We start from the raw sequence: 23,072 nt of genomic DNA, 5'->3' as shown, positions 1-23,072 counted from the left end.
AAATATGACTTTTATTTATACTTTAAGATACATGCTCGATCCAAGAGCAAATACTCCAGCAAAAAACGAAAAACTAATTGAATTTGTAAAAAAAGGCAAAATCGATGATGTTGCCTTTTTTATAAACGGTGAAGAATTAAACCATAGTCACTTAACTAAAGATGAGACTCAAGTATGGTTAGATGCTATAAAGCCCTTACAAAAAGAACTTTCTAAAATTGGTGTAACAACTAGTTTAAATCCCTGGACAACCATTATGCACTCAGATCGAGGCTACCAAGTTAATCCTGAAATTGGCTTTAATACTTTCGTTGATATTAATGGCAATAAAGCCAAAGATATGGCTTGTCCAGCTGATCCAACATGGCGTAAATATTTAGCAAATACCTACGCACAATATGCCAGCATCCATCCCCGCAGGTTATGGCTGGAAGACGATTTTCGCCATTACAACCATTCACCCCTTAAATTAATGTGCTTTTGTGATTATCACATGCAACTATATAACGAAAAATTAGGCAAAAAGGAAACGCGTGCAGAATTTGTTAAAAAGATGTTGCAGCCTGGTGAACCAACTAAGGAAAGACAGGTTTACCTTGATCAGGCTCGTCAAGAGATGATTGAAACCGAGCATATAATTGAACAGGCTGTTCACAAGGTTAGTCCTGAGACAGATCTGGCACAAATGACTTCCTATCCTGATTGGCATGCTCTTGAAGGTCGCGATTGGGATAATTTATTTAAGGCACAGGCTGGAGAAGGTCATCCCAAGGTGGCTCGGCCTCATTTACCTGCTTATAATGAAGTTGCACCATTACAATACGGTAGATATTTCGAAGAATATACTCGCATTACCGCTGCGTTTTTAGGTGAAAATGCAGAACTGTACCCTGAATTGGAAAGCTATATGTATTCTCCATTAGTTAAGTCAAATGCGTTTACCGCATTTCAGATTATTACTTCCGCCCTAATTGGAAGCCAGGGAATTTTACTTAATTTATTTGACATGATGGGCAACGGTATCAATGATAGTTGGCACTATGCAGAAATGCTCGCTCAAATTAAACCGTTTGTTAACCAACTATTAGCAAATCGCTTGCCGATAGACCACTTAAGAGGAATAAAAGTTTTGGTTGATCAAGACTCTAGTTACTTTTTGCAAACTAAAACTGGTAAAAATGTCGAGGAACTTTTACCTCACGAAAAGAATTGGGCCAGTCTTTTGGGGGCTTTTGGTTTTGCTACAACGATTCTGCCTATCAGCAAAAAAACTTCATTGAAAAATGAAGTAGTTGCTATTTCTGGCCAGCTTTTGCGTAATTTGTCAAATTCCCAAGTTACTGAATTAGTTAAAAACAATTTTGTGTTGCTTGATGGTGAATGTGTCCAAGTTTTATTAGACAGAAATTTAGGCAATTTACTGCATATTGAAAAAGCCGAGTGGCATCCAGTTCGTTCAAACTATCAAGTCTTTGAACAGGCAGATGGACAGATTGTTGAAGGAGTTAAAAGTCCGCGAATTACAATGCTGCAGCAAACAGGAAACTATTTGAAAATTGTGTATCAACCGCAAAATTCTGTGAAAGTGTGGTCATTTGCCTACAACGCAATTGATGAAAAATTAGGTAACGTCATGGCTGTTATTGACCAGCATATTGTTGTGCTTCCGATAGATCAAGATTCACGCTATGGCTGGGAATCTCAATTTACTACATATAAACAAGGTCTGTTGCAACAAATACTTGATAGTGTCAAACCGGTAGACTATTTAGTAGGAATGCCAAATGTTAAACTGTTAGTTGAAAATGATGGTCAAAAAGCATGGCTAGCCAACTTTACTTTAGACAGTTATCAACAAATAAAATGGCACTTAGCAGCTCCACTAACAAGTAATGAAGCTACAATTATTAGGAAAGACAATAACTCTGTCAGAAAAAGCAAGGCTCAAATTAGTGTTGAAAACGGCATTGCTATTATTAATGAAGCTCTGGCACCATTAGAGACAATCCAAATACTGTTCTAAAAATTTAATATAAATAAAAATAGCGCCTAGTTTGAAAACTAGGCGCTATTTATTCGCATAAATTTACTTTTTCATATTAGCCAACATTTCAGTGACATCAACTATACCAGCTTTCCCAGCTGTCACATAATCGGATTCTGCACCGCTCATTTGACTGTTGAGCCATTCAATTACCAGTGGTAAATTCATTCCCGAGATTAAGTGAATTTTTTGACCACCCATAATCAGACGACTAACCACATTTGCTGGAGTTCCGCCCATTAAATCAGCGAAAACAGTAACATCATCGATATTCATTCCTGAAATCTGGTCTTCAAATTTTTTCTTAAAATCATCAGGGCCTTCAGATGGAAGCAAACATACCGTATGTACATGTTCTTGCTCGCCCATAATTAATTCGGCACTGGCTTTTACACCTTCTGCCATTTTGCCATGACTAATTAAAATTAATTCTTTTTCTGCCATACTTTATCTTTCCATTTAATACTTATACTATCTAGATTTGCTTAAAGCAATTACTATATCTAATTATATCTTAGCAATAACTCCAAGGCCACCTAAAACAATACAAAGTATTAAAACAATAAAGATTGCTTTTGTTGAAGTCATACCTTTCTTACCAAGAAGCCAGTAAACAAAGCCTACGACAGCTGCTGGTAACAACTTAGGAAGAATCATGTCCAAATTATTTTGAACATTCATGGTAACTTTACCAATTTGAGGTGCCCAAGCAAACTTAATGTTAACCATAGTAGCAACAAGGGCACCAACCATGAATACACCCAAAACAGTAGCTGAGTCAGTTAAAGCGTTTAAGCGGTCTCTCATGTCTGTAACAAGAGAAACACCTTTATCATAGGCAAAATGAAGTTGCTTCCAACGGAAGACACAAATCAAAAGGCAGGCAATTACCCAAATGATAACACCAATAGGGTTTCCTTGAGTTGCCATTGAGGCAGCTAAAGCACCAAAAATAGTTGGAATCAAAGAAGCAAAGATAGAGTCACCGATTGCGGCAAATGAACCCATCAAACCAACTTTAATACCAGTAACAGTGTCTTTTCCTTCAATACCTTCGTTTTCCTCTACGGCAAGATCAAGACCGGTGATGATTGTATTAAAGAAGTTAGATGTATTAAAGAACTGCATATGAGTCTTCATCATTTCTTTCAATTCTGGAGTATCATCGCCATAAATTTTTCTCAATTGCGGCAAAATAGTGTATAGATAGCCACTATTCTGCATTCTTTCATAGTTCCAGCCTAACTGGAAACCAAACAAAGATCTACGGTTAATTTGATTGAAGTCTTGTTCAGTTAATTTATATTTAGGTTTAGAGTTCGTCATCAGTAATCTCTCCTTCATCGTCATCAGAGCTTGAACTTGCACTATTACTTTGACTTTCAGTACTTTGTGCTTGAGCAGTACCCTTATTTATTGGAATATTCTTGTAATGCAAAATTGCAAGAGCTAATCCAAGCATTGCGATTGCAAGCATTGGCAAACCGTTGAAAATAGTAGTGAAGCCTTTGTTAACAGCTGATAAGCCCGTACCCAAGGCTTGCATACCACTAAAGAGAACTGAGAACAATGTCGTAATTGTAAAGCCCAAGATCAAATATGCTGCATGTCTCTTAACTGGTAAGTACCGTAATAAAACCGCAAAACCGACGGCTGGCAATGTGGCACCAGCAACAGTCAAACCGTTACCCAGCCATAATAGATCTCCATTTAAAGCATTTGCGATCTGTTGTACTAATCCCTGACCAAAGGCCAATGCGATAAATACAGGAACAGCACGTGAAAGTGACCACGGAATTGCACCGTATAAAACATTTCTTTCAACAGCCTTATAGTTAATCTTGTCTTGATCAATCAAATGATCAATTCTGTGTGAAAAGTAAGTGTTGGCGAATCTTGCCAAAACGTCCAATTCAATCATAATAGCAGCAACTGGAACAGCAATTGAAGAAATAGCCGTTTGAGGACTCATACCTTTAATACTTGTTGAAAATGCTGTTGCCAAAACTGTACCAGTAGTAGCGTCAATTCTTGAAGCACCACCAAAAGTACCGATACCTAAAACTGTCAACTGCATTGACGCACCGATAAACAAACCGGTAGGCAGATCTCCCATGATCAGACCGGCGATCAATCCAGCACCAACTGGTGTGTTTAATGATGAATAAATTTGCAATTCATCTAAAATTTCTAATCCTGCATACAAAGTAAGCAGTAATATTTGCCACCAAGCCATTTTTCTCCTCCTACTTCATCTTTTCATTAATCAATTTCATTAAATCCCGTGACTCAACACTAGGATTTAATTGGGCAATTAAGTTAACGCCTTTGCCAGAAATCTCTCTAAAAACATCGGCTTCATGCTCATTGATATTAACTTGCTTAGTCAATTCAGTAGTGTCATCTTGTTTGGACATATTACCAACATTAATTGTATCAAGCTTAATACCCATGTTAAGCAAGTCAAGAAACTTATCAGGCTTTTTAGCTACCAAAAACAGTCTTTGTTTCCCGTAACGGTTTTTCTTTAAATGATCTGCAGCAATTTCTGTTGGTAAAACGCTCAATCTGGTAGACATTGGGGTAGCCATTCTAAGACCACTCTTTTGAATATCATCTTTAGCTGCTTTTTCGTCCAGAACAATAATCCGTTCTACTTGCAACTGGGGTGTCCATAAATTAGCCACTTGCCCATGAACCAAGCGTTCATCAACTCTTGCTCCCACAATATTCATGTTTTATTCCTCCATATCTTTCAAGGAAATCTAAATATTACATAAAACGCTTTCACACTTTATGATAAGGTACCAACCAATTTTTGTCAACATGTATTTTTATATTTAAAACGGTTATTATTAAAAACATATTTTTACCTTTAGTACCCATAACAAAAGCACATTAATTGAATTCGTGAATTGTAACACCTTTGACTACACGATTGACTGTACCAGTTGGCGATGGCGTATCAGGCTTATTATTAACTTTAATAGAAGTTAAAAGAGCAATTGTTTGGCCAAACATTACGTCAGGTAATGCCAAGTACGCGTCGGGCAACAATTCTTTCTCAGCAAACATGAAAGATTTTCCTGAGAAATCCTGACCCTCCTTTTCCTGACCGACAGCCATCACCAGCGGTACAATTTGATCATCTTTAATCTCATTCAAAATATCTAAATCGTATTGTCTGGTATAGGTATTATTAGAAACAAAATCAAAAACAATTGTCTTTTTATCTAAGAATGACTTAGGACCATGGCGCAATCCCATTGATGTATCAAATAAAGCCGCTACTTCTCCTGCAGTTAATTCCAAAATTTTAAGTCGAGTTTCTTCAGCCAAACCGCCTAAGCTACCACTACCTATATAAGTAATTCGATTAAAGTCAATGTCAACTAAAGATTGAATTTCATTCTCTCTGTCAATGACGCTTTTACCCATTTGGGCAATTTGATTAACAATATGCTCTTTCTTTTCGTCAGTCAAAGTATCAAACACAAGTAGTGCCATCAGGCTCATGCAAGAAAACGAACCAGTCATTGCAAAGCCTTGATCTAAAGACTTTGCGGGCATCAACAAGACAAGGCCGGTAGGATCTCCTTCTAGATCCTGCGCCAAATGTCCTTCCGGAGCACAAGTAATTGCTATTTGATATAAATTCGTGACTAATTTTTTAGCCAATTCAACAGTAGCTACGGATTCAGGTGAATTGCCACTACGTGCAAATGAAACCAGAATTGTCGGGGTATCTTTTTCTAAATAATTTTCAGGAGTAGAGACAATTTTTGTGGTATCAATTGCTTCAAAATCGTATTTTTTTCTATCGCCATTCTTTTGTAAATATGGCATGATTGTATTTCCTACATATGCACTAGTTCCAGCGCCTGTAAAAATCACTCTGACTTTACCCCATTTTTGATTTATTGGTTTCAAAAAATCAGTGATTTTAGTTTTGTTATTCTGATAAATGGACCAGGTTTGCTGCCATAATTCAGGTTGCTGCTCAATTTCACGGGTAGTAATTTTTGCACCCAATTTTTCTAATTCTGCATCTGTTTTTGAAAACATTTATTTTTACCTTCCTTATATTATCTAAAATAAATCATTATATTGACGTGAACGATAAACAAACTTATCGCCTCTGGCTAAAGAAATCGTAAACTCAATTGGTACATTTTTATCATTAATAGTCTTGCGAAAAATCTTTAAACTTGGTGAGCCGACCTTCTCCGCCAGATTTCTGCTTTCTTCTTGATTAAGACAAACAGCTTCAACATCCTCAAACGCCATTACACTAATTTGGTCATATTTTTCTTTCATGACATCATAAAGTGGTTTAGCATTTAAATCGTTTAAACTAAGTTCGGAAAATAATTTCTCCGGTAAATAAGAGGTGCTAAAAATTCGTGGCTCATTGTCAGCAAGCCGCAAACGAACAAGCTTATATGCTTTTTCATTTGAAGTTAGATTTAATTGTGCTGCAATATTATTATTTGGAATTATCAGTTCTAAACTTTGATTTTTGGTTGACGCTTTTTGTCCTGCCCGCTTTAATTCTTCTGAGAAAGAATACATCCCACCAATATTAGGTTGATTAAGAAAAGTACTTGAAACAAAAGTACCTTTACCATGAAGGCGATATATTAATCCCCTTTCTTCAAGATCTTGCAACGCCAATCTAATAGTATTACGACTAACACCATATTTAACTAGTAATTGCCTCTCACTTGGTAATTTAGCATTTGGCTTCATATCTTTTATTTGTTTTTCCAAGTCTAAAATAACTTGCCGATAAAGTGGTTTTCCCATTAATTCCCCCTCCTTATTAAACTGGTTGATACCACTTAAAGTTTATCAAAGAAAGCGTTTCATTGCAATTTGATTTTTTAGAAAATTCAACTTAATTTTTTTGATTAAAATTGAATTTATATACACTAGTCAACAATATTAGCAATTAATGGAACATAAAAAGCATTGGAAAATATTCCAATGCTTTTTTCTTATTCAAAGGCTACTCCTTAAGAATCATTATTTAATGAACTTATTTCCTTTTGACAAAATTGCTCATCTTAATATACTTGTTAATCCCAATAATATAATATTTTTTATTTCTTATCTGACGAGGAGAGCCAAAAGTCAAAATTTTACGATTCTTTTTTAAAACTTTTTTATTTCTTCGTTTACCTTGCTCATTATAAATATACGCATTATGAATAAGAACTTTTTTACTACCATCAATATTACCCGCGGCAATATACTTATTGTTATTTATAACATAAAATTTCCTACCTTTAATGGAAATTTTCCCATAAGTCAAAATTACTTTGCCAGAGCGAATCATCTTTACCTTGGTTTTTTTACCATTTTTATCATACACATATGCATTATGCATAACTTTCTTTTTTACTGCATGCTTCTTATTTTCTACCACAGTTTTGTCAGTTGCAGACTGATTACTGTTATCCTTACTGTCACTCGGTGGTAAACTAATAATATTTTCGTTACTTGTTTTATGATCAGAATTTTCGTAATGCTTGAAAAGCTCTTGATATGTAGGTGACTTTTCAACATTTACAGTATGTGGTGTATTATAAGCCCCCTTTGCCTCAAGACTTACTTTACCTAATTTTGCACTTTGAGCATCAAGACTCCAAACTGCAATTGAAATTTTATTATGCCCTTGTTCATTTAATAAACCTGAAGGCAAATAAAATTCTTGTTGTGGTCCAGCATTATTAATATATTGGCCGTAAAGCCAGCCGTTAATATATATATATGCTCGATATTTTGCCCCGTTAGGGCCAAAAGTATCATCACTTATTTTTAAAGAAATAGGTACGTCATAATTTTGGGGAATATCTAGATCAAAATCTGTATTATACCAAGCAACTCCAGGCGACGATACCTGATCAGGTAAAGTTATTTTCTTCCAAGATGAAGAATCAAACCCGGGTAAATACCAGCCATGACGTTCACCATAAAGTCCGCCAAGGTTGTAAGATCCTCTAACTGTATCAGTTATATCTTCTCCATTTATATTGCCTTGAAGTTTCCATGTAACGTCAGCTCCATTTTCCCCTTCTCTTTCTACGCTGGCATCTATAAGGCCTCTAGCAGTTTTTTGAGTATCCTTATTATTGCCGTCTTCATCGTGACCCATATTTGCAACTAAAACAGAAATTATATTGTCTTTGCCCTTTTCAAGCCATGAAGAGTCAATCGTAAAATCTTTTTGCTTACTTTCGTCTTTTTCCATTTCACAGCTACCCATAAAATGACCATTAAGCCAAACTGAGTATGCACCATAATTGCCCGTAATTGCATTTAATTTAATAGTCTTTTCTTTGCCATCTGAATTAAAGTGACCCCGATACCAGACATTACCATGGTGAAAGCCATAATCATCTGCAAATAAAACATGTTTACCTGTAAAATTAGTTATACTATTAGAACTGTCTTTGTTAGCAGTCTGCCAATTTGAGTCGTCAAATTTAGGATCAGCTTCGAAAGTCGCATCATGATATCGCCAATTATTCAGTTCTGGTAAAACAACTTTATCTTGATCGATTCCAGGAATGGATCCAACTTCCCATTCAGAACTACTTTTCGTATTAAGTGGTTGGCCATTCCAAGTTATTTCATTGATATCTTTAGGACAAAAAACTTTCATTTCAACCGCTTTTGAACTATCACCACTCAAATTCAACGTTTTATTTTCCGATTTGGCAGTTCTAACTAAATAAGGTCCATCAATTAAAACAGTTCCTTGATCAGTTTTTTTCTCCCATAAGTTATTCATTTGATCATAAGATCCCATGATCAAACGTAAAGATTTTTCATTGCTGGTTATTTGAACATTTGCGAGACCATCAAATTGATTAGATAAACTTAAAGTTTTATTATTATCATCCCATTTTACATCTACTTTTCCTGTCTTAACTTTCACATCTGGCTCTGAATCATATTTAAGTACTGTTTTATTTTGATCACCATTGCCACTATATACTACAGCCACATCATCACTACCATTAGAAAAGTTAGTAAAAATTTCATTAGTAGAATATACTAAATGCTGTTTACCAAAGTTATAATTGGCAATTATAACTTTAGAATTTTGTCCATTTATTCTTATTGGCTCTGTAGTATCAATTTCTCCTGTTTTTATTGGCAAATTATAAGTATCATCATTGTTAGAATTGGTTTTATTATGCCGGACAAAATAAAATTTTGTTTTTGTATCTGGATTTTCTCTTTGGATCAAATAAAATGTATTGTCTGAAGATGTATTTTCAGAAACCAGATCAGTTTTTGCAATTGGTTTAACACTTTGTAGCATTAATCCAATTTTCTTTTGTTGAGCTGTTTTATCATCTAACTGCCGATATTCATTAATTGCCGCGCCATAATCATATGAAGTATAACCGCCAGGGAAAGGCAAGTAGCCCCAAGATGTCCCCCCATAAGTCATATAGGAACTTATTATGGTACCACCTTCACCTATAATATGCTTATTAATAATATTTTCTGCAGCCGTGCCACGTTGTTCACGCCAATAACTGTAACCTTTTCCTGCCCAGGGATCAAACCAGCCATTTCCTAATTCAGCTAAAAAGATTGGTGATTTAATTCCCCAGCCTTTAGTATGTGGATCCTCAAAGGTATTTGGTAGTGCTCCAACATTACCTAAACCCGGATACCGATCAAAAGCATACATATCTGGTGCTCCTTTACCACTAGCCCATGTACCCTGCGGTCCACTTTTGTCATTATGAAATGTTGGAACGGTTATGCCATCTTTTTTGACTTTATTTTTCAAGTCTTCCATATACTGTGAATCACGTTTCCAACCAGTATATTCATTTTCAATTTGATACAATATAACATTGCCACCATTAGTAATTTGATGTTTAGCAATAATGGGATCTATATGATCTAGCCATTCATTATAGCTTTGGGTATAGTCAGCATCTGAAGATCTGGCTCTTCCTTTTTGTGTTAGCAGCCACCCGGGAAAGCCTCCTGCGTCTGTTTCAGCATTAATATAAGGTCCTGGACGAGCTATAACATATAGTCCAACATCTTGTGCCATTTTTAATAGCTTATCAACATTTCGAATTCCGGAAAAATCATATACACCCTGTTTTGGTGAATGAAAACCCCAATTAAAGTAAATTGTTACTGCATTGAACCCTTCTGATTTCATTTTTTCCAGGACATCAAGCCATAGAGATTGACTTGGCAAACGCCAATATTCAAATTCTCCTGAGTATATTGGAGTCCTTACTCCATTAATCATCAGTGAATACTTATCAAAAGTAACATTTGCCTTTTGACCCATTTCGGGCAAATCGTTTTCTGCAGCCAAAATAGTATTCTTTGTTGAAACACTCACTAGAAACAGTGTCACTGAAGCTGCTATAAGATTAATAAGCTTTTTTGCCTTTTTCATTTCTTAACTCCTGAATTCATTAAAAAACATAATATTTGCAATCTTATGAAATAATAATGCCGTTAGGACAAAATTTCCTAATGGCATTTAAAGTTATCTATTTACTTAGCTTATTGCCTTTCCAATCATAGTATTTTTGACTAAGGCGATTTTTAGGATTATCAAAAACAACAATACGATATAAGGCATAGATTGTACCAACCATGGCAATTAGACTTGTTATCCAATTCTTAAATAAAATCTGTAGCAAGTTAATTACAATTACAACAATTGACCAAAAAAGGATACGATTCCTTCTAGCCTTTTCTTTATCTGATACTTTTGTTTTCTTCAATTTGATCACCCTTAAGCCAATACATTCCAATGATTATTTAGCCTTTTTTGCTGCAGCATATTCTGCATTTCTCTTCTTCATTTGTTTTGCATACCAGATGAATAAAAGAAGGTAAACTGCCAAAGCGATTAAGGCATAAACAATAAACATTCCTTGTTGTTTCCAAGCATTTCCGACTAAGTAAGCCAAGAATTTTTCAACTGGACCTTCCATAGTAGTGTCTGAAACCAAGGTATGTGCAGGAATAGCAGCACCTACAGAGTGGGCCATGTTGGTAACAAAAGGACCAACCATAGTACCAGCCCAAAGGAAGATAGGTAATTCAATTGTCCCAATGATAATCATCCGAATAATTTTACCACGAGTAACAACTAGCAAAGCTGGAGTAACACCCATAGCGATGATTCCGCCTAAAGGCATTAACCTGTTACCAGGCAAGACCATTGCTTCAAGCATCATAATTGGAGCCAATACATTAGCGGCTGCCCAAATTTCGGAACGACCAGCTAAGAATGGCCAGTCAAGTCCAATATTAAAGGTACGGCCAGAAAATTTCTTAGTCGCAAAATCAGCAATACCTTGAGACAATGGCTCAACGGACGCGATGAACCACGAACCAATTACAGAGAATAATTCAATACATGAACCACCAATAAATGATAGTGTGAACATATCTTTCCATCCCTGTTCAGTTGCAAAGTTATTACCTGCTAGCAAGGAAACGAACACACCAAGGTAAACACCAATAGCAAATCTACTGCCCCAGAAACCGATTTTTTCGTTCAATTTAGTAGAGTCAAAGTCAAATTTATCTAGCCAAGGCAGACATTTGTCAAAGAACTTGTTAAACACCATGATGATTGGATTCATCATATAGTTCATATGAGTAGTAGTCATTGGGTTACCTTCAGGGGCATCTAACAAATCATTAAATGTAGGTTTCATTAAGTCAGAGTTAATGATTTTCATAGTACCAATGAAAAGTACCAATAAGGTTGACAGCCAAAGAGGAGCACCAACATAAACACAGAATAAGCCATCAAATGCCAGATGCCAAACATCAAAGATATCTACGTCAAGAGTGTTTGTCTTGTTTAGTACCAACAGAACAACATTCAAAATAATTAAAACTAACAGATAAAACAAGGTATATGGTGAACCCCAAGTTATAGTAGCAAGTGGTGCCCAACCCATATCTTGCATATCCATGTGGATACCAGTGTGCTTAACGAATTGCAACATTGGTTTTTGAAATGCTGTAGTCAACATATTCATAACATTACCTATCGCTGTAATAGCAATAGCTAATTTCAAGCCACCTTCTAAGGCCTTAGTGAACTTGACACGAAAGAGCACTGCAATTAATGTTAGAACAATTAACATTATTGTAGCTGCACCCATATCAATTAAAGGTTTAAAAAGTGAGTTAGCGAAACTAATTATCCCATTCATTTTTATTTCCTCTTGAAATCCTATTCAGCATTAATTTCTTTAACAACTTTTTCTACATTGTCATAAACTGGTTTAGCCATAGCTGGTATACGATACAAAATTGCTCCTGCATCAATTAACGGAATTTTTGGTTTAAAGGAAAGATCAGTTTTGGCAATTGTTAAATAGCCATCATAATGTGATAAAAGATCTTCATTGACATCTTTAATCATATAGGCATCAACTTTAACGTTATAACCACGCTTTCTCATTTCTTCTTCAACTGCATCCTTTATCTGGTGTGATGAATTGACCCCAGCACCACACGCAGCTATAAATTTTACTTCTCTGCTCATAAAAAGCCCTCCTACTGTTGACTAAAATTCTTACTTAAGAACTGATAAATCTTATCAGTTTTGGTAAGGTTAAATAATGTTTGTAACTTTGAAACTGGTGTGAGTCTAAGAAAATCCATAATTTGTGCTAAAATGTTTGCTTGTCCTTCTGGATTATTATTCAAGATCATAAACAGAAACTTTACCGGTAAACTTTGATCAGGTGCAATCATATTTTTAAAGGGTACCGGTGCTTTTAAAGCAACAGGAACTATCAAACAAGTATTAACAAACTCACCTTCAGTATGCGGTACAGCAATATTTGGCAATTCTTCTGCAATTGGCGAAGTATCTATTCCTGTCGGATACTGTTGTTCGCGCTGGTTAATCCCATTGAAAAAGCCATCGTTGACCAAATTAAGAGCAAGCAACTTATCTGAAACGTCCTTAAAAATAGTGGTTGGATCTGATGCATCACTTACAAATACTGCATTCGCAGAAAACAAGTTATTTTCATTCACAAATTAGGCCCTCCTTAGCAATAGACAAGTTTTCGATTTTGTTTGATTATGTTAACTTTTGTTCGCTTGTCTATTGCTATTATATTTAATGGCAAAGAAAAATGCAAACGCTTTTTCAAAAAATTACTTCGTATATATTAAAATCAAGGTCTATTTGAGCCCCAAACTATTAATTGACTTAAAGAAGGAAAAGTATTATCACCATTTGTTGCTTTGCGTAAATGAGTAATTTTGAGATAATTTATTTTTTTCTCTGTAACAGTAAAGTACTGAATTTTATCTGTCTTTTTTAAATTAACTGTGATTTTTGTTTTATCAGAAAATTCTATATCTGCTTTGGTCCAATAATTGTCATGGGGAAAGTCCGCACGCAAAAGTAAGCCAATCTTTGTGACTAATACATTACGACCAAAATCCAGTTTTAGTTCAGCATCATCTCTTTGATCTATTCCCCAAGACTGAAAAGGAAAACGACCATGTCCATCATTTGCCAAATAACCATCTATAACATTTTTTGCTAAGAAAGCGTCTTCATTTCTGGTTTCAGCATTAGCAGTAACATGAGGAAATGCACCATTATTTTGAAGTTGATCATGTGAATTAAAAGCTAAGTTTTGTTCTCTTGATATTTCTTCTTTTGTTGCTTTTCTTACGCATGCATAATGTGCAATACCACCGAAAGAAAAGTCTGGCATGGAAGGATAACGTTGAAAATTAAATGGTATATTATATCTCCAACACTTATTTGGTATAAAAACCAGAGTAGGATTCAAAACAGGATCGAGCTGAACGACTAAATACGAAGAAGGGCTTTCCAGTTCAATTTCATAATAATCTCCTAATTGATACCTTTTTTTAAAAGCAAGTGTTACTATATCATTCTGAGTTCGTTCTAATAAGACATTCGAATTCACATCTTTTAAGCTAATCTTTATTCTCATTACTTTTTTCCCTCATAAACCTTTCTAGTTGCTTTACGTTTGGATAGCCATCATTATCACCTTGTGACTGAATTGCTAAAGAGCCAATTGCACAGGCTCTCTTTACTGATTGACTTATTTTCAAACCAGAAATCAATCCTGAAATTAGACCCACCGCAAAGCCATCACCTGCACCAACTGTGTCAATAATTTTGCTTGTATGATAACCGTCAATGTATTCTCTGTTGCCACTTCTTGTCTCGTAATAAGCACCTTTAGCACCTAGCTTAACCACAACCAAGTTTGTATTTTTACTTTTACTGAGATAAAAATCCGCAATTTCTTCTGGATCAGATGTACCAGCCAAAATTTTTCCTTCATTAATTCCTGGCAAAACTACGTTAGCTTGAAATGACAAATCGTTTAGTATTTGAATCATTGTAGTTTGGTCTTTCCATAGAGACAGGCGAATATTAGGATCAAAAAAACTAAGAATTTTTTTGTCTTCTGCTTCTGTTAAAATTTTTTTAGTTAAATCTAAAGCATTAGTTGACAGTGCAGCTAAAATACCTGTCACATGCACTGCCTGATAGTCAGCCAAATTAATATTCGCTAAATCTGAGCAGCACAAGTGAGAAGCAGCTGAATTTTTGCGACAATATGCAATTTGAGGATCCCCTTTTGATACCAATTCTTTAAAGTAAAACCCCGTTGGCCATTCATTATCTTGTCGTAAATATCTAATATCTATCTTTTGTTTTTGCAGAAAATTGACAATTTTTTTACCTAAAAGATCATCACCTACATTTGATAAATATGTTGTTTTTATACCCAACTTTTCTAAACCAACAGCTACATTTAGCTCTGCCCCAGAAGGAAATGTTGTAAAATGTTCAGAATCAACCAATGATTGATCCAAATCTCTTGAACTAAATACAATCATTGGTTCACCAACCGTTAAGACTTTATTCTTTATAGACTCCATTATTTTTCACCAATAAAAAAGCGGCATTTGAGCCGCTCCCTATCATCCTATCTTACTAAATAACCTCCATCAACTGGTAAAATAATACCGTTAACATAGTTTGAAGCAGCACTAGCTAAGAAAACTGCTACTCCCATTAATTCTGATGGCTCTGCCCAATGACCGGCTGGAATTCGATCAAGAATTTCTTGGTTACGATCTTTGTCAGCACGAATCGGAGCAGTGTTAGCTGTTTTAATATAACCCGGTGCAATAGCATTAACTTGAATATTATAAGCACCTAGTTCACTGGCAAAAGATTTGGTGAGTCCTGCAACACCATGCTTTGAAGCTGTGTATGAGGGAATAAATTTACCACCTTGGAACGATAACATAGAACCGATATTTATGATTTTACCTGACTTTTGTTTGGCCATTACTTTAGCTGCTGCCATGGACATATGGTAAACTGCATTCAAATTAATATTAATAACTTTATCCCAATCTTCATCTTTTGATTCAAGCAATGGGTTACGTCTGATCATGCCAGCATTGTTAATTAAGATATCAATATGACCAAAAGTTTCCAGTGCTTTTTCTATAACTTGTTGGGGAACACCTGGCTTAGTCAAATCAACATCCATAAATTCTACTTTCCGTCCACGCTTTTCAATCATTGCGCGAGTATTATCCCATTCAAGTGTGCCAAAAGTAGGAATAAATATATCTGCTCCGGCTTCTGCCAAAGCAATTGCATATCCTTGTCCTAAACCAGTATTACCGCCAGTAATAATAGCTACCTTACCTGACAAATCAAAATAACTCATTTTAAACTTGTCTAGTGCTTTTTCATTATTCTTGATTTCTTCTTTTGATTGTTCCATTTTTATCCTCTTTTAATTTAAATCTTCCATTGGAATTGTATCCATATCGTCATAAGTTTGATTTTCACCGGCCATAGCCCAAATAAAAGCATAGTTTGTTGTGCCTACTCCACAATGTATCGACCAACTGGGATTGATTACAGCTTGTTCATTCCTGATAACTATTTCTTTGGTTTCATTTGGTTTACCTAAAATGTGAAACACACGAGTATCTGAAGAAGCAAACTCACAATAGAGGTAAGCTTCCATACGTCTAGCATGAGTATGTGCAGGCATCGTATTCCACCCTGAACCACTATCTAAAACGGTATATCCCATCTGTAATTGACAGGTATCCATCTGACTAGCATCAATGTATTTATAAATAGTCCGTTTATTCATGTGCTCTTGATCCCCCAAGCACTTCTTGAGAGCATCTTTAAATAACAACTTTTTATTAGGATATGTTTTCTGTGCTGGTGTTGATACAACATAGTACTTTGCGGGATCTTTAACATTTGTAGAAGTGAATACTACATGCTTATTTCCTTTACCAATATAAAAGCCATCATGCTTGGTCATTTGTTCTTTCTTACCGTCAATTTCTAAAGCTCCATCGCCTCCTAAATTAATAATTCCTAATTCCCGTCTTTGAAGGAAATATTCTACTCCTAAATCCTTATTTAAAACTATTTCTAGGGGCTTATTGGTGGGCATTACTCCACCAAGAATCATTCGATCATTGTATGTATAAGTCAAATTTATTTTTCCTGGTTCGAATACTTTTTCAACTAAAAATTGATCTCTTAAATCTGAAGTTGAATAATTTTTTATATCTTCAGGATTATGACCATAATTAATATTCATTTTCATAAAATAAAAACCTTTCTTATATTACTTTAATTCTAAGGGCCCAATTGAAGGCGTTACAGAAACAGGATTCCCATAAAAGTCTGTTAAATTATTTGCTATTCTTGTACCAGAATTTTGTAACTCTTTCATTTGCAATAATTCAGCGATGTTGATATTTTTTATTCCTGGATTGCTATTTTGAATATCAGCTAGTAATTGTGCTACAAATTCCGGATTTTTTAACTTAATATTTTGACTATTAACAAACCATCTGTCATTAAAACCGTAAGTAGCATTATTAGAAATATCTATATCACCAGTCATATTATCATCATTAAAAGCTTTTATTGTTCCTGATTTAGACACAATGACATTATTTACGAATTTCAGAGCTCTATTTTGAGAACTTGTCTTAAAAATTTCAGCTGTGTTGGGATTGGTAATAAACAAGTTGTTATAAATGTCAACCTTTTCTGTATCAACATCCGGTAAGTAAGAAATTAACTTATTATTGTCCCACCCATCGTTAATGCTGACATTATATCTGAATACTCCATTTCTAGAATAATTCATAAATAACACTGTGCCGCGAGCATTATCATGAGAATAATTGTGCTGAACAATAACGTTTTTGCAATTTAAGTCAATATCAAAAGCTGTGCCATCGTTACTACCATACATGCCGTTGGCAACTTCATTTCCTTCAACTACAACGTTGTCTGAAGACATTACCCATAATCCAGCATAGTTATAATTAGTATTTGCATTACAGAACTTGTTAACAACATTGTTTTTGACTGTACCTTCACTTGCGACTTCAGAGATAATCATTCCATCACCAAACACATCGTCGACAGTGTTATTTTCATAATTAATATTTTTATTTAACTTGGGATAACTTTCCGAACCATTAGAATAAAGCATCGTTGTTTTATTCCTAATTCCAGCGGTAGCCACATTCTTGACTTGATTATCTGTTACCGAAACATTCTGAAATCCGAAGTTTTTGCTTTTGTTGATTTTGCCATTAAGATCTTCATTTATTCCAATCAGTATGATTCCACCTGTTACTTTCCAAGCGTGATCCACTTGTGTATCAGAATTAACATCATGAACAAAATTACGAGTAATTGTAATATTCTTTTCAGGTGCATTGGTATTATTGATAACTAAGATTCCCGATCTTTGTGAATGAACCGTGGTACTATAATTTGTAACTTCCAGATTTTTAATAATCCAATCATGTTGATTAATTAACATTACAGTCCCAGAATTTCTAACATAATTAGCTGTACCATTACCATTAATAAGAGGCTTTATTTTTCCACCATATTTGCTGATTGCAATTGGTTGATTTTCATTACCGTTTCCTTGAGGATGAAGTTGACCATTCCATGTAGCTCCACTCTTAAATAAAATTTTATCGCCAGGTAAAAATTTAACAGAATTTACTTTATCCAGAGTTTTCCAAGCGTGATTTTTACTCAACCCGTTGTTTGAGTCTGCTCCCTTAGGATCAACATAATATGTAGCCGCCTTAACATCTGTTTGGGTAAAAGCTATGCCAAAAGCAGCTAAAACTATAGTTATTATAAAAGAAAGGGTTTGTTTCTTTTTCATTTTAATTCACCTCTTCCTTATTGGAACCCTTCTTTAACGCCTATGTTGCCGTAAAAAGGCAAATTATTTATAAAATATAATTTATTTCCTTTAATAGTATTTTGATGCTGAATGTCAACAGTTATCTTCTTTTTCCCTTTTAAAGAAATGACTAAACCGTAATTGTGAATATCGCTGGTATCAACTTTACCATTTCTTACTGAATTAACATGCTCAACATTTTCAATCACATCTTTTTTGCCAATTACTGTGTAGGAAACATTGTTGTTTTCAAATTTATCCGAAATAATTAGTTTAAAAGTGTCCTGTAATTGATTGTACCTATCTGAAATGATTTGCTTTTCAAATTCAACCTTTTTTAGCGAATGAAATAAATAATATTCATTTTTCTCAGTGCTAATTTTAATTTGGCTTCGGGTTATTTCTTTCATTTTGCACATAGGGCTAAAAATCCAGTTATCACTCTGTAGATGTTTACCAGTATTTTCCACAACATCTACAACAACCATTATTTCATGAGCCTTAATCCAGATATAATATCTCGTTACAATGTATTTTGCCTTTTTATCAATATACGAACATTTAACACTGTCAAATTTCTTAAAATGCTGTACTTCGTTCCTTTGATTTGAGACCACTGTGCTAAACTTCCAAGAATTTAAAGGAACAGTAGGAAAAGAATTATCTACCAGAACAACATTATGTGAATAGCCCGACTTCAAATTTCTCCGCTCATGTGAATTAACATATGTGTATCTTCCAGGATCAAGAAAAATGTCTTCATTATTAATGACCAGATCTATATGACCGGAAGCTGCATGACCATGACCACTTCCTAAATTGCCATTATATATATGCCAATAATCTTTTTTACTCGTATCCTTAAAGAAAAAGTTCCCTGAAATAACTGAATCATAATATTTTTTAGTAGTTAAATCTTGTGAAGCAAAATCTACTTCTGCATTATCTGCAAGAGAAATTAATAAAAAATCATAATAAACATCTGGATAATATTGACCATCTAAAAGGTATTTTGCTGTGGCAATTAAGTCGTCAATTTTAATTGAATCTGTGTCACCTTGCTGTAAAAGCTGGCCATTTGGTTTAACCAAGTAATCACATACTTGAAGCATTCTTTTCAAAACAACTATAATATCTTGCGGGACAGGCTCGCCATTAGCTTTAAAACTGGCCACAACAGATAACGAACTTCTAAACACTTCAATAAAATAAAGTGGTGACTGTTCCCATTGCAGACCTGTTTCATCAATTTGCAGTTTTAACTCTTGAATTAATTTCTTTAAAGCCCAATCCGCAATTTGACTGCTTATTATATCAGGATGTTCAGCAGAAAAAGTTAGTATTCCTGTAGTTATTAATACGCCCCAATTACTTAAATCATACTTTTCAATGTAATTATCTCTTAAATACTTAGCTTGACGTTTTACTGAGTCATTAATTTGAGTGATTTCTTCTGAATTAATAATTTCCTTGCTAATTAAATAACTGAGAGGTTTTGACCAATTCAATAACCTTATTCCTGTATCAATTGTTCGCCAAGTTTTATACCGTATTGAGTCTTGCATATCATTATTTTTTAGCCATTCAAAAATTAAAGTTTTTATTTCAAATAAATATTTAACTTCATTTGTTTGAAGATAAGAATATAAAAGATCCTGTAAGTATTCTTGACGTTTTAAAACATAAAGCCATTCAGGATCACCATTAGGTGACTTTAACCAACTATTTAACTGATAAATTTCGGGGCTCGGCTCCATATCATAAGCATGTTGAAATCGAAATTGATTGTTCAAGACTAATTTTGCGTTTTGCAAATAGTCTTTTGCATATGAAATTCTGCCTTCATGAACCAAGCTCTTTAAATTGATTTTTCGTTTTTCTTCCATATTATTCAGATTCATTTTTGACTTTCGAAGCTATACCATGCTTATTGACTTTGATTACGGCATTATCTGTAACTTTTAAATTAATATAGTCTTTAGTTATGCTTTTAATGGTTCCTACAACGCCACTAAGCAGCATTACTTTTTCACCATTCTGTAACGAAGAAAAAAAGTTATCCATTTCTGTTTTTTTCCTTTCGTTGCTCTTTTTTCTGGCAATGGGAATAACTACAAAATAAAGAATTATCAATATAATTACCATGATGGTTATTAAAATGTTAATCCACGACACTTTTTAGCACTCTTTTTCTAAATCTTTTCGACAAGTAATTTCTTTCATTAAAGATTTTGATTCAGTAATTACATGCATAATTACTTCATCAATGTTTTGAGTAGTTAGCTGATCAGACATATTTTTAAGATATATATCTAAGACTAAATTTAATGAAACTCCAGCAACGACACACTTATTTTTATCGTTTTGCAACAAAATCTTTTTAGCGACGATTTGATATGGAGCTCCCCCAATCATATCAGCAAAAAATATCACATTATCATGTGCTTTAAGATATTGATCAATATCTTTCTCAAATTGTTCATGGGTTGTTTCTTCGTTCAAATTAAAACATGTGATTCTGTCACAAGTTCCAGCAATTAATTTAACAGCTGACCTTATTCCAGAAGGAAAATTACCATGTCCTATGATACATACATCATATTTCATAATTATTTACCTCAAGGAACTAATATGCCCATAGCAGAAAGTGCTATTCCCAAGACTAATAGTAAAAGAATAATCTTATAAACCGTCCACTTTTTCTTAGTAATCAGCCAATAAACAAAGTAAATTAACAACACTGGCAATAAATACGGCATAATTTTATCTAAAAATGCCTGAACTGTGACTAATTGCGTCTTTCCTTTAATTACAGCGGAATATTTAAGTCCCAGATTCACTTTTACGAATGAAACAGATAATCCTGCTATAACAGTTAAACCAATTGTACTGGCAATATCAGCAATGACAGCCATTTTGTCACTCAAAGTATCAATGATACTTGTACCGACTTTCCAACCTAAATAGCCCATTAAGCATCTAACACCAAATGTAATTCCAAATAAACAGGCGAAGAACATTAATGGTGCATAAATGATACCTTGTAAAGCAAGTGAAGCAAAAATAGTAGAAAACAGTGGAGCTAAAGCAAACTGTGATAGTGCATCACCGATACCAGCTAAAGGTCCCATCAATGCCATCTTAATAGCTTGAACATCATTTTCGCTTTGACCGCTATCATACATAGCCAGCATTATGCTAGTAACAAAGGGATAAGGCTGTGGATTGGTATTATAAAATTCCAAGTTGGAAATAGCTACTCGCTTGAATTCTTGCTCATCATCTTGATAAATCTTATGTAATTCTGGCCAAATTGACTTTAAAACACCTGTTCCTTGCATATTTCCATAATTTTGAACATTTTGTAAATAATATGATCTTAAAACAGAGATGGCATAATCTTTTTTTGTTAGAACTGGTTTTCTAGATGCCATTTTCTACACCTCCATTGCTTTGTTTCTGATTATTATTTCCAGACTTCTTACGATTGTAATAATTGTTAAATGCTAATGCTACACCTACAAACGCAAGTCCAATAACTGGCATCTTGAGGTAAGCAACACAAATATATCCAAAAATAATTGCAGGAATGTATTCTTTTTTAAGCATGGTACTCATAATAAGTGCAAAACCGACAGCGGGAAGTAATCCACCTACAACGGTTAAGCCATTCATTAGCCACTGCGGAATCATCATTACAAATGCTCTTAAAGCTGAGGTACTTAATGTTGCTGTGAGACCAAACAAGAACGCAAATAACATAAATTCCCACAAAGTTAAATTAGACATAATATTGAATTTGTGATACTTTCCTTCGCTAACAGCTTTTTTGGCAGAAGCCATAGAACCTGAATTAATAGTAAATATCAAAGTGATAATAAATGGTACCAACATAGCGAATGGATACGATAAAGTTAAAGCTGCACTAGGCGATAACTTGTGCATAGATATTGCTAAAATTGAACCAACAATACCTGGTCCAAGTGGGTTAGGTGGTGTTGAGCCTCCGGGTCCCACGCCAAAACCCATAAAGGCTAATTCAGCCGTGGCTCCAAAAATAACCGCAGTTTTTAAGTCACCTAAAATAAGACCAACACCAAAAGAAATAAATAAAGCCCTGTTAGTATATGTACCCCAAACTTGTCCTGCAAAACAAAATGCGGCCCATAAACCTACGAGTATTGCTTGCCAAACAGTAAAGTTCATAATTATTCTCCTTTCCATTCATCTACGTATTTATTCAAATTAAAATCTGACCCAACTTCGTTTCCAATAGGAGTAACACGAGTATTAAAATCAATATGATATTTATCGCGCATTGTTTTAAGGGCTGCCATATCTTGATGGTCTACCGAGATATAATTTGTGATTTTAGTTTTACCATCTTTAAAATGGATATTTCCTACATTTAATTTCTTAATTGGTACGCCTCCTTCTATTAGCTTTAACGTATCAGCAGCAGTTTTAACAATTATAAAAATTGATTGTTGAGGGGCTGCTTTAAAAATCTTGTCGATAGTTTCCGCAATTGTAAAAAATCTAACTCCAATCGAGTCTGGTAATAGTGACTTCATTAAAGTTTGCTGAATTGAACTCTTTGCAACCTCATCATTAGCAACTATGACCAAATTGACCCCTAAATTAGAAATCCATAATCTACCTTGACCATGAATTAATCTCTCATCCAAACGAACGGCAACAATATTAGGATTTGTCATTTA

General features: G+C 34.4%; 23 protein-coding genes. 1 reads left to right on the top strand and 22 read right to left on the bottom strand.

The window, feature by feature from the left end:
• The first annotated feature begins 4 nt into the window (after window positions 1-4).
• Window positions 5-2,023: a hypothetical protein gene (locus LACWKB10_RS07330; RefSeq protein ID WP_034980643.1), complete on the top strand. Its 2,019-nt coding sequence runs from the start codon at window positions 5-7 to the stop codon at window positions 2,021-2,023.
• A gap of 63 nt (window positions 2,024-2,086) precedes the next feature.
• On the opposite strand, the gene LACWKB10_RS07325 is transcribed toward LACWKB10_RS07330, so the two are convergent.
• From LACWKB10_RS07325 to LACWKB10_RS07225, 22 genes are all read right to left on the bottom strand, one after another.
• Entirely contained in the window at window positions 2,087-2,488 is a 402-nt protein-coding gene (locus tag LACWKB10_RS07325) for a PTS sugar transporter subunit IIA (protein ID WP_034980641.1), read from the bottom strand.
• A gap of 63 nt (window positions 2,489-2,551) precedes the next feature.
• Window positions 2,552-3,370 carry a PTS system mannose/fructose/sorbose family transporter subunit IID gene (locus LACWKB10_RS07320; protein WP_034980638.1) on the bottom strand — a complete coding sequence of 273 codons (819 nt, stop codon included), beginning with the start codon at window positions 3,368-3,370 and terminating at the stop codon, window positions 2,552-2,554.
• A complete protein-coding gene (locus tag LACWKB10_RS07315; protein ID WP_034980636.1) occupies window positions 3,357-4,280 on the bottom strand; it encodes a PTS sugar transporter subunit IIC in 924 nt (307 codons plus the stop codon). Before LACWKB10_RS07315 ends, LACWKB10_RS07320 begins: the two co-directional genes overlap by 14 nt.
• Before the next feature lie 10 nt (window positions 4,281-4,290).
• A complete protein-coding gene (locus LACWKB10_RS07310; RefSeq protein WP_034980634.1) occupies window positions 4,291-4,779 on the bottom strand; it encodes a PTS sugar transporter subunit IIB in 489 nt (162 codons plus the stop codon).
• 163 nt (window positions 4,780-4,942) lie between these two features.
• The gene (locus tag LACWKB10_RS07305) at window positions 4,943-6,109 is read right to left on the bottom strand and encodes an SIS domain-containing protein (RefSeq protein ID WP_034980632.1); all 1,167 of its coding nucleotides are present in this window, start codon (window positions 6,107-6,109) and stop codon (window positions 4,943-4,945) included.
• A gap of 24 nt (window positions 6,110-6,133) precedes the next feature.
• Window positions 6,134-6,850 (bottom strand): GntR family transcriptional regulator, encoded by a 717-nt coding sequence (locus LACWKB10_RS07300; protein ID WP_034980629.1) that lies wholly within the window; start codon window positions 6,848-6,850, stop codon window positions 6,134-6,136.
• 232 nt (window positions 6,851-7,082) lie between these two features.
• A complete protein-coding gene (locus tag LACWKB10_RS07295; protein ID WP_052060332.1) occupies window positions 7,083-10,490 on the bottom strand; it encodes a beta-galactosidase in 3,408 nt (1,135 codons plus the stop codon).
• A gap of 97 nt (window positions 10,491-10,587) precedes the next feature.
• Window positions 10,588-10,833, bottom strand: a complete 246-nt coding sequence (locus tag LACWKB10_RS07290) for a hypothetical protein (protein ID WP_034980768.1) — start codon at window positions 10,831-10,833, stop codon at window positions 10,588-10,590.
• A gap of 24 nt (window positions 10,834-10,857) precedes the next feature.
• Window positions 10,858-12,276 carry a PTS transporter subunit IIC gene (locus LACWKB10_RS07285; RefSeq protein WP_034980626.1) on the bottom strand — a complete coding sequence of 473 codons (1,419 nt, stop codon included), beginning with the start codon at window positions 12,274-12,276 and terminating at the stop codon, window positions 10,858-10,860.
• A 20-nt stretch (window positions 12,277-12,296) separates the two neighbouring features.
• Entirely contained in the window at window positions 12,297-12,611 is a 315-nt protein-coding gene (locus tag LACWKB10_RS07280; RefSeq protein WP_034980623.1) for a PTS fructose transporter subunit IIB, read from the bottom strand.
• 11 nt (window positions 12,612-12,622) lie between these two features.
• Window positions 12,623-13,111 carry a PTS sugar transporter subunit IIA gene (locus LACWKB10_RS07275; protein WP_034980621.1) on the bottom strand — a complete coding sequence of 163 codons (489 nt, stop codon included), beginning with the start codon at window positions 13,109-13,111 and terminating at the stop codon, window positions 12,623-12,625.
• A 143-nt stretch (window positions 13,112-13,254) separates the two neighbouring features.
• On the bottom strand, window positions 13,255-14,052 hold the full coding sequence (locus LACWKB10_RS07270) for a hypothetical protein (protein WP_034980618.1): 798 nt from the start codon (window positions 14,050-14,052) through the stop codon (window positions 13,255-13,257).
• Entirely contained in the window at window positions 14,036-15,016 is a 981-nt protein-coding gene (locus LACWKB10_RS07265) for a sugar kinase (RefSeq protein ID WP_034980615.1), read from the bottom strand. Before LACWKB10_RS07265 ends, LACWKB10_RS07270 begins: the two co-directional genes overlap by 17 nt.
• A 47-nt stretch (window positions 15,017-15,063) precedes the next feature.
• Window positions 15,064-15,879 (bottom strand): 2-dehydro-3-deoxy-D-gluconate 5-dehydrogenase KduD, encoded by an 816-nt coding sequence (gene kduD / locus LACWKB10_RS07260; RefSeq protein WP_034980612.1) that lies wholly within the window; start codon window positions 15,877-15,879, stop codon window positions 15,064-15,066.
• A gap of 12 nt (window positions 15,880-15,891) precedes the next feature.
• Window positions 15,892-16,725 carry a 5-dehydro-4-deoxy-D-glucuronate isomerase gene (gene kduI / locus LACWKB10_RS07255; RefSeq protein WP_034980765.1) on the bottom strand — a complete coding sequence of 278 codons (834 nt, stop codon included), beginning with the start codon at window positions 16,723-16,725 and terminating at the stop codon, window positions 15,892-15,894.
• Between the two features lie 27 nt (window positions 16,726-16,752).
• Window positions 16,753-18,330 carry a hypothetical protein gene (locus tag LACWKB10_RS07250; protein ID WP_034980609.1) on the bottom strand — a complete coding sequence of 526 codons (1,578 nt, stop codon included), beginning with the start codon at window positions 18,328-18,330 and terminating at the stop codon, window positions 16,753-16,755.
• Between the two features lie 17 nt (window positions 18,331-18,347).
• A complete protein-coding gene (locus LACWKB10_RS07245; protein ID WP_034980606.1) occupies window positions 18,348-20,252 on the bottom strand; it encodes a heparinase II/III family protein in 1,905 nt (634 codons plus the stop codon).
• Entirely contained in the window at window positions 20,239-20,496 is a 258-nt protein-coding gene (gene yajC, locus LACWKB10_RS10035; protein WP_232347694.1) for a preprotein translocase subunit YajC, read from the bottom strand. The genes LACWKB10_RS07245 and yajC overlap by 14 nt, the downstream gene beginning before the upstream one ends.
• A gap of 33 nt (window positions 20,497-20,529) precedes the next feature.
• The gene (locus tag LACWKB10_RS07240) at window positions 20,530-20,958 is read right to left on the bottom strand and encodes a PTS sugar transporter subunit IIA (RefSeq protein WP_052060331.1); all 429 of its coding nucleotides are present in this window, start codon (window positions 20,956-20,958) and stop codon (window positions 20,530-20,532) included.
• Window positions 20,959-20,969: 11 nt separating this feature from the next.
• Window positions 20,970-21,785 carry a PTS system mannose/fructose/sorbose family transporter subunit IID gene (locus tag LACWKB10_RS07235; protein WP_034980604.1) on the bottom strand — a complete coding sequence of 272 codons (816 nt, stop codon included), beginning with the start codon at window positions 21,783-21,785 and terminating at the stop codon, window positions 20,970-20,972.
• Window positions 21,775-22,557 (bottom strand): PTS sugar transporter subunit IIC, encoded by a 783-nt coding sequence (locus LACWKB10_RS07230; protein WP_034980601.1) that lies wholly within the window; start codon window positions 22,555-22,557, stop codon window positions 21,775-21,777. Before LACWKB10_RS07230 ends, LACWKB10_RS07235 begins: the two co-directional genes overlap by 11 nt.
• Before the next feature lie 2 nt (window positions 22,558-22,559).
• Complete coding sequence (locus LACWKB10_RS07225) at window positions 22,560-23,069, bottom strand: PTS sugar transporter subunit IIB (RefSeq protein WP_034980599.1); 510 nt, start codon at window positions 23,067-23,069, stop codon at window positions 22,560-22,562.
• Window positions 23,070-23,072 lie beyond the last annotated feature (3 nt).

The sequence above is a fragment of the Lactobacillus sp. wkB10 genome (genome assembly GCF_000760615.1).
In the GTDB taxonomy this organism is placed as follows: Bacteria; Bacillota; Bacilli; order Lactobacillales; family Lactobacillaceae; genus Lactobacillus; species Lactobacillus huangpiensis.
Note: the sequence above shows the minus strand (reverse complement) of the source record. Positions and strands in the feature narration are given on the sequence as shown.